Source organism: Flavobacterium sp., from assembly GCF_003525665.1.
GTDB lineage: Bacteria > Bacteroidota > Bacteroidia > Flavobacteriales > Flavobacteriaceae > Flavobacterium.
Window position 1 is genome coordinate 288 of sequence record NZ_DQDX01000192.1, and the last position, 7,374, is coordinate 7,661.

The following is a 7,374-nucleotide window of genomic DNA, read 5'->3' on the forward strand; positions in this document are numbered from 1 at the left end:
AGTTCTACAAATTTTCGACAACAGAACAATTGCGCGAAGAAAAAGACTTTGTAGTAATGAGTTACAACGTTAGATTATTCAATCTTTTTCAATGGATTGAACGCGAATCGGTGAAAGACGAAATGAAAGCATTTATAGACGAACAAAATCCAGATATACTTTGTATTCAAGAATATTCTGAAACGGCAAATGTAGATTTACGTGTTTACAAGCATAAGTTTATTTTTATGCAAGGCAATAAAATTAAAACAGGTCAAGCGATTTTTTCTAAATTTCCAATAATCGATCAAGGAAATATTGAGTTTCCAGAATCGGATAATTTAATTGTGTATGCCGATATTAGAAAAGGAAGTGATACCATTCGAGTTTATAATATGCACTTGCAATCTATAAAAATTTCTCCTGATGTAAGCGAAATGCAAGAACATGTAGAAACTATAGATCAGCAAAAATCGCAAATGGTTTTCAAACGAATTGGTCAAGCTTTTACCAAGCAACAGTTGCAAGCAGAGATTTTAATGAAGCACAAAAAAGAATGTAAGTTTCCAATGATTATTTGTGGAGATATGAATAACAGTGCGTTTTCATATGTTTACAGAAGCATAAAAGGAAATTTGAACGATTGTTTTGAAGAAGCCGGAAAAGGATTTGGGGAAACCTACAATTTCAAATATTATCCAGCTAGAATTGATTATATTTTTGCCGATAAATCAATGAAAGTCAAGAGTTTTCAGAACTTTCCTCAATTTAAAAACTCCGATCATTATCCAATTGTAACGCGATTGATGGTTGAAAAGTAATCTATAATTTCTGATTCTTCAAATACTGCAAAGCATGTCTTCCTTCATTGAAAAGTAAATCTAAAATGCTCAAGTTGTTGATAAACCCAAATTTTTCTCCGAAAACTTGTGTGTAACTTTCAAATTCTGAATTATCTTTTTTTCCGTTTGCTAAATGACGTAAATCTGCAAAATGGGTTGCTTCTTTAAAAAATTCTGTAGTTTCGTTATATTCGAATTTCAATCCCAAACATTTCGAAATAATAGTCATTGCTTCAAAGTTTAAGTCGAGTAGGAACGTGTGTTGTTTTTCGAATATCGGACGAATATCATCTTCAAAATATTCAAAGAATGGTGAACTTCTATAAGCTGCATCGAGTGATTTAAAATGTTGCTTCTGCCAATCGAAAGCAGTTTCAATTTTGATATCTCGTGTTTTTTGATGCGCGTCTTTACTGTGTTTTACTGGAATATTTAGCAACTGTAATCCGTTTGGACTATAAATGTACATTCGATTACGATTGGTTTGTTTCTGGAAATTATCGTCCATTTCAAACGTAATCGTATCGGCATTTGCCATAGCAACAAAATGACTTATTGATGGGAAATAAGTGGGTTGAAGTAAAATGTTATTCATTATTTGATGTTTATGGTTTGTAGTTTATAGTTAGTAACAACCAACTATAAACAACCAACATTTAAACTATTTTTTGTCTGCTTTGCGTTTTTTCCAGAAATAATCGCCCACAAAGTACAAAGCAAGTAATCCTAAAAACCATTTAAAATAAGATTGCGGTTGACCGTCGCCACTTACAGTTGTAAATAATCGATCCCAACGAATGCTCCAATTTTTAATTCCATCATTGATTCCTTTGATACTCATCCAGATAAAAACTGGTTTTCCAACAATGTGATTCTCTGGAACATAACCCCAATATCTACTGTCTTCAGAGTTATGACGGTTGTCTCCCATCATCCAAAAATAATCTTGCTTGAAGGTATATGAAGTTGATTTTTTACCATTAATGTAGATGTCATTTCCAACAATTTCTAATTTATTTCCTTCATAATCAGTAATAATACTAGAATAAAAAGGCAATGTTTCTAGATTTAATGCGACCGATTTTCCTTCTTGCGGAATGTAAATTGGTCCCATGTTGTCATTGTTCCAATCTTCAGTATGAGGAAAAATAGTTTTATCCTTAGCTTTAGAAATTATTCTTGTAACCGATTTTATTCCAGAAGTAGCTTTTAATTTTTCTACACTTGCAAACGGTAATGCGCTAAAATAAATGGTATCCATTGTAGCGTTTGCGCCATACGGATCAGTAATGTCTAGATCTTTAATTAAATTTTCAAAATCAATAGCAACTTTATTATCGTATGCAACTTTGTAAGAATATTGTGGTTTAGCTCTTTCTGGAAGAATTAATTCTTTACCGTTAATAAAGATAATTCCGTCTTTTATCTCTAAATTATCGCCAGGAATTCCCACACATCTTTTTACATAGTTCGACTTTTTGTCTATTGGTTTGTCGACGTGTCTTCCTGATTTATCTCTAAAGTAGTAAACTGTATCAATTGGCCAATTGAATACTACAATGTCGTTATTTTTTATTTTTTCAAATCCAGGAAATCTAAAGTAAGGCAATTGTGGCCAACTCAAATAGGATTTTGTTTTTACAACCGGAATAGTGTCGTGAACCATTGGCGCAGCAACTGCTGTCATTGGTGTTCTGGCTCCATAATTGTATTTGCTAACAAAAAGAAAATCGCCAACCAATAATGATTTTTCTAACGATGAAGTTGGAATTGTAAATGGCTGAATAAAATAAGTATGAACAAATGTTGCTACAATTATTGCAAATAATAATGATCCAACGGTATCAGCTGTTGCATTTGAAGGTTTCAAACTTCTATCTGCAATGTGTTGAACATCTTGTGTATAATTGATGTAGTAAATGTAAAAACCCAAAGTTGCAACACCTAAAAAAGTATCTAAAGTTGATCTTCGTCCAAAGCTTCTTAAAGTTTCAACCCAAATAATTGGAAACATTATCAAATTGATAACAGGAATGAATAATAGTAATGTCCACCAAGCTGGTCGATTTATTATTTTCATCAATATAATTGAATTATATACTGGAACAAATGCTTCCCAAGACTTTTTTCCTGCTTTTTCATATAATTTCCATGTTCCCAATCCGTGGATTAGTTGAACAATTAGGAAATACACAAACCATTGATATACTGTCATTTTATATTTGTTTAAAAGTTTATGAGTTTAAAAGTTTAAGAGCCAAATATCTTAAATTATTTAACCTTCTATATTCTATATTCTTTCTTCTATATTTTTTATTCTTTGTTCAATTTTCAATAGTTTATTATAACTCTAAAACGTCTTTCATAGTAAAGACGCCTTTTTTTCCAATCAACCATTCGGCTGCGATGATGGAACCAAAAGCAAATCCGTCTCTGCTATGAGCAGTGTGTTTTATTTCTATTGTATCAACTTCTGATGTATAAAAAATAGAATGTGTTCCCGGAACTGGATCTATTCTTTTAACATCAATAAATACCTCGTCAGCTTTTGGATTTTCAATAGACCAATCGTTGTATTTTGTATGATTTATTATTCCGTTTGCCAATGAAATAGCTGTTCCGCTTGGTTTGTCTAATTTGTGTGTGTGATGAATTTCTTCCATCGAAACCGAATATTGATTGAACTTTGACATCATTTTTGCCAAATACTCATTGAGTTCAAAAAACAGGTTTACGCCTAAACTAAAATTAGAACCATAAATAAACGCTGCATTTTTTTCGATACACAAAGTTTCCATTTTATGATAATCTTCAAGCCAACCTGTGGTTCCAGAAACTACTGGAATTCCTCTAGTAATGCATTCAGAAATATTTGTGGTAGCAGAATCTGGAACACTGAAATCGATAGCAACATCGGCATGTTCTAATCCGTCAAACGAACTTGAACTCGATTTTCTTAAGACAATTTCATGACCTCTTTCTAAAGCAATTCGTTCAATTACTTTACCCATTTTTCCGTATCCAAGAAGTGCTATTTTCATATAAAGTATTGGTTGCGAATAGTTTTGTTTTGTTACAAACAATAGCGTTAAAAAAAACTAAAAGTTGTAAACTAATGTTATTCCAAGATTGTATTTGTAGTTAAGATCATTCTGCTGAAAATCGGGTCTAACACTCAAATCATCATTAACATTAAATTGCATCAAATGCGCATCAATATTGGCATCAACAATGTTTAAAATGTAAAGTCCAGCAGTAATTAATAGGGATAAATCGCGGTTTTTTTGATGAAAACGTTGGCCAGATATCAATCGATTGTCATCGTAGATATCTTGAAACTGGTCATCATTAAATCCAGCTAATCTTCTTTTGTAAGCATCACGAAATTCATGGTATTTTTTGTTATTCCATGAGTACGAATAAATTCCTGTTCCCATTGCAGCGTAAACAATTGGAATTTTCCAATACTTCTTGTTGTAGGCTTGACCCAAACCAGGTAAAATAGCCGAATAAAACGCCGCTTTTGAAGGTGCTAACGGATTTATTTTTGTCTTTTTTAAAGTGTCTTTTGCAACAATAACATCGGTAACTTTTAAATCATCTTGTGCCAATAGTGTCGTGCTTCCTAAAAGGAAAACAACTAAAACTATGTATAATGACCTAATCATTAACCGTTTATCAATTTTAGAATTCGATTAAAATCTTCCTCCGAATGAAACGGAATTCCAATTTTACCTTTACCATTTCCTGCCACTTTTACATCTACTTTTGCTCCGAAGAAATTGGTAAACGCTTTCTTTTGATCATCGGCAACCGAAAATGAACTTGTTTTTTTAGCTTTAGCTGGTGCTGGTTTTAATCCGTCTTGGTGTTTTTTAACCAAAGCTTCCGTATCGCGAACAGATAAATTCTGACTAACAATGGTCTGATAGATTTCCGATTGAACGTCTTGATCTTCAATAGTAATCATAGCACGACCGTGACCCATTGAGATGAATCCGTCACGAATTCCGGTTTGAATAATCGGATCTAATTTTAATAATCGTAAATAATTGGTAATTGTAGAACGTTTTTTTCCAACGCGTTCACTCATTTGCTCTTGCGTTAACTGAATTTCATCAATTAAACGTTGATAAGACAGAGCAATTTCTATTGGATCTAAATCGTGACGCTGAATGTTCTCAACCAATGCCATTACCAACGATTCATTATCATTAGCAATTCTGATATAAGCAGGAACGGTTGTTAATCCGACTAATTTTGAAGCACGCAAACGACGTTCTCCAGAAATTAATTGGTATTTATTAAAATCTAATTTTCTAACGGTAATAGGTTGAATAACACCAAGTTCTTTAATAGATGATGCTAATTCTTTAAGCGATTCTTCATTAAAATTAGTTCGAGGTTGAAACGGATTGATTTCGATGGCATCAATATCAACTTCCAATATATTTCCTACAACTTTATCAGCATTTTTATCATCAACCGATTTTATATCGTTATCTGGATCTTTCAACAATGCAGACAATCCTCTTCCTAAAGCTTGTTTTTTTATTGCCTTTGTCATAAACTAGTTACTGTTTTTCTTAATAATTTCTTCTGCTAAACTAAGGTAATTGGTTGCACCTTTGCTAGTTGCGTCAAATGCAATGATGCTTTCGCCAAAACTTGGAGCTTCACTTAGTTTTACATTTCGCTGAATAATAGTTTTAAAAACCATGTCATTAAAATGCTTTTGAACTTCTTCAACTACTTGATTAGAAAGGCGTAAACGCGAATCGTACATGGTTAAAAGTAATCCTTCTATATCTAAATTTGGATTGTGAATTTTTTGAACACTTTTGATGGTATTCAATAATTTACCCAAACCTTCTAATGCAAAATATTCGCATTGAATTGGAATCACAACAGAATCGGCTGCGGTTAAAGCATTTAAAGTTAACAATCCTAATGATGGCGCGCAATCAATAAGAATATAATCATATTTATCTTTAATGCTTTCCAAGGCTTGTTTTAGCATATATTCACGATTTTCTTTGTCAACCAATTCGATTTCGATGGCAACAAGGTCAATATGAGCTGGAATAATATCTACGTTTGGTGAAGATGACGTTATAATTGCATCTTCTGGAATGTTGCTATGTTCAAGAATTTGGTAGGTACCAATCTCAACACTTTCTACATCAATACCTAAACCCGAACTCGCATTGGCTTGCGGATCGGCGTCAATTAATAACACTTTTTTCTCTAAAACACCGAGTGATGCGGCTAAATTTACCGAAGTAGTTGTTTTTCCTACACCACCTTTTTGGTTGGCGATTGCAATGATTTTGCCCATGTATTCTATTCAAATTTTGAGTGGTAAAAATACGATTTTTTATGGTTTATGAAAGTGTTATTTGTTAACAATCTTGTAAATTTTAGTTTTCAGTGTTCCTTTTTCCGTGTTCAGCACCTGACAATCAGTCAATATTTTTTTAAAAAAAAAGAAAAGTCAGAAAGAAAATTTCTAACTGACTTTTTAAATATATAAATCTGCAACCTGCAATCTAAAATCTGTAAACTGTCATCTGAGTACTATTTACTTCCTTTATTTTTAATCATAGATTCGAGCATATCCCACATTTCTTGTGGAATTTTTTCTAAAATATTGAATTGTCCAGCGCCTTGAAGCCATTCGCCACCATCAATTGTAACGACTTCACCATTTATGTATGCTGAAAAATCAGATACTAAATAAGCTGCTAAATTGGCTAATTCTTGATGATCACCAACTCTTCGCAGTGGAACTTTTTTAGCCATATCAAATTTCTCGGCTAAATCACCAGGTAATAATCTATCCCATGCACCTTTTGTAGGAAATGGTCCAGGTGCGATGGCGTTCATTCTAATTCCGTATTTTGCCCATTCTACAGCTAAACTTCTTGTCATTGCTAGAACACCAGCTTTCGCCGTTGCGCTTGGCACTACATAACCAGAACCTGTCCAAGCGTATGTTGTAACAATATTTAATACATTGCAATTAGTTTGTTTGGTTTCAATCCAATGTTTTCCAAATGCCAATGTGCAGTTTTTTGAACCTTTTAAAACTATATCAATAATAGTATCAAATGCATTTGCAGATAATCTTTCGGTTGGAGAAATAAAATTTCCTGCAGCATTATTAAGCAGAACATCTACTTTTCCAAAAGTTTTTAAAACTTCGGCTAGCATAGCTTCCACTTGGTCATAATGACGTACATCACATTGAATTGGAAGACATTTTCCGCCAGTTTCTTGCTCTAATTCTGATGCTGTAGTTTTTAGTTTTTCTAAATCTCGTGACGAAATAGCCACATTTGCACCCAATTCTAGAAAATATTTTGTCATTGCTTTACCCAAACCGCTTCCGCCGCCAGTAACCACAATTGTTTTGCCTTTTAACGCATCATCGCGAAGCATTTTTGCTGAAAAATCCATAGTCATTTAATTTGTTTTTCAAATATAATAAAAATAATTGTTATGCATGCATAGTAAATAATTTTTTATGATTCTTCCCAACCTTTTTATAAAA

Annotated in this window: 8 protein-coding genes; 1 reads left to right on the forward strand and 7 read right to left on the reverse strand. The window is 32.8% G+C overall.

The genetic code is table 11. The features are described 5' to 3' along the window. Window positions 1–800, forward strand: an 800-nt coding sequence (locus tag DIU01_RS13560; protein ID WP_290835319.1) for an endonuclease/exonuclease/phosphatase family protein, incomplete at its 5' end; no start/stop codon positions are given. Between the two features lies 1 nt (window position 801). Here the strand turns inward: DIU01_RS13560 and DIU01_RS13565 are convergent. The 7 genes from DIU01_RS13565 to DIU01_RS13595 form a co-directional block, all read right to left on the reverse strand. Beyond that, entirely contained in the window at window positions 802–1,416 is a 615-nt protein-coding gene (locus DIU01_RS13565) for a WbqC family protein (RefSeq protein WP_290835321.1), read from the reverse strand. 66 nt (window positions 1,417–1,482) lie between these two features. Further along, entirely contained in the window at window positions 1,483–3,036 is a 1,554-nt protein-coding gene (gene lepB, locus DIU01_RS13570; protein WP_290835323.1) for a signal peptidase I, read from the reverse strand. A gap of 127 nt (window positions 3,037–3,163) precedes the next feature. Then, a complete protein-coding gene (dapB, locus tag DIU01_RS13575) occupies window positions 3,164–3,862 on the reverse strand; it encodes a 4-hydroxy-tetrahydrodipicolinate reductase (RefSeq protein ID WP_290835325.1) in 699 nt (232 codons plus the stop codon). A 57-nt stretch (window positions 3,863–3,919) separates the two neighbouring features. After that, window positions 3,920–4,489, reverse strand: a complete 570-nt coding sequence (locus tag DIU01_RS13580) for a DUF5683 domain-containing protein (protein ID WP_290835327.1) — start codon at window positions 4,487–4,489, stop codon at window positions 3,920–3,922. After that, window positions 4,489–5,388, reverse strand: a complete 900-nt coding sequence (locus DIU01_RS13585) for a ParB/RepB/Spo0J family partition protein (protein ID WP_290835329.1) — start codon at window positions 5,386–5,388, stop codon at window positions 4,489–4,491. The genes DIU01_RS13580 and DIU01_RS13585 overlap by 1 nt, the downstream gene beginning before the upstream one ends. A 3-nt stretch (window positions 5,389–5,391) precedes the next feature. Beyond that, entirely contained in the window at window positions 5,392–6,159 is a 768-nt protein-coding gene (locus tag DIU01_RS13590) for a ParA family protein (RefSeq protein WP_290835331.1), read from the reverse strand. Between the two features lie 239 nt (window positions 6,160–6,398). Next, entirely contained in the window at window positions 6,399–7,280 is an 882-nt protein-coding gene (locus DIU01_RS13595) for an SDR family oxidoreductase (protein ID WP_290835333.1), read from the reverse strand. Between the last annotated feature and the right edge of the window lie 94 nt (window positions 7,281–7,374).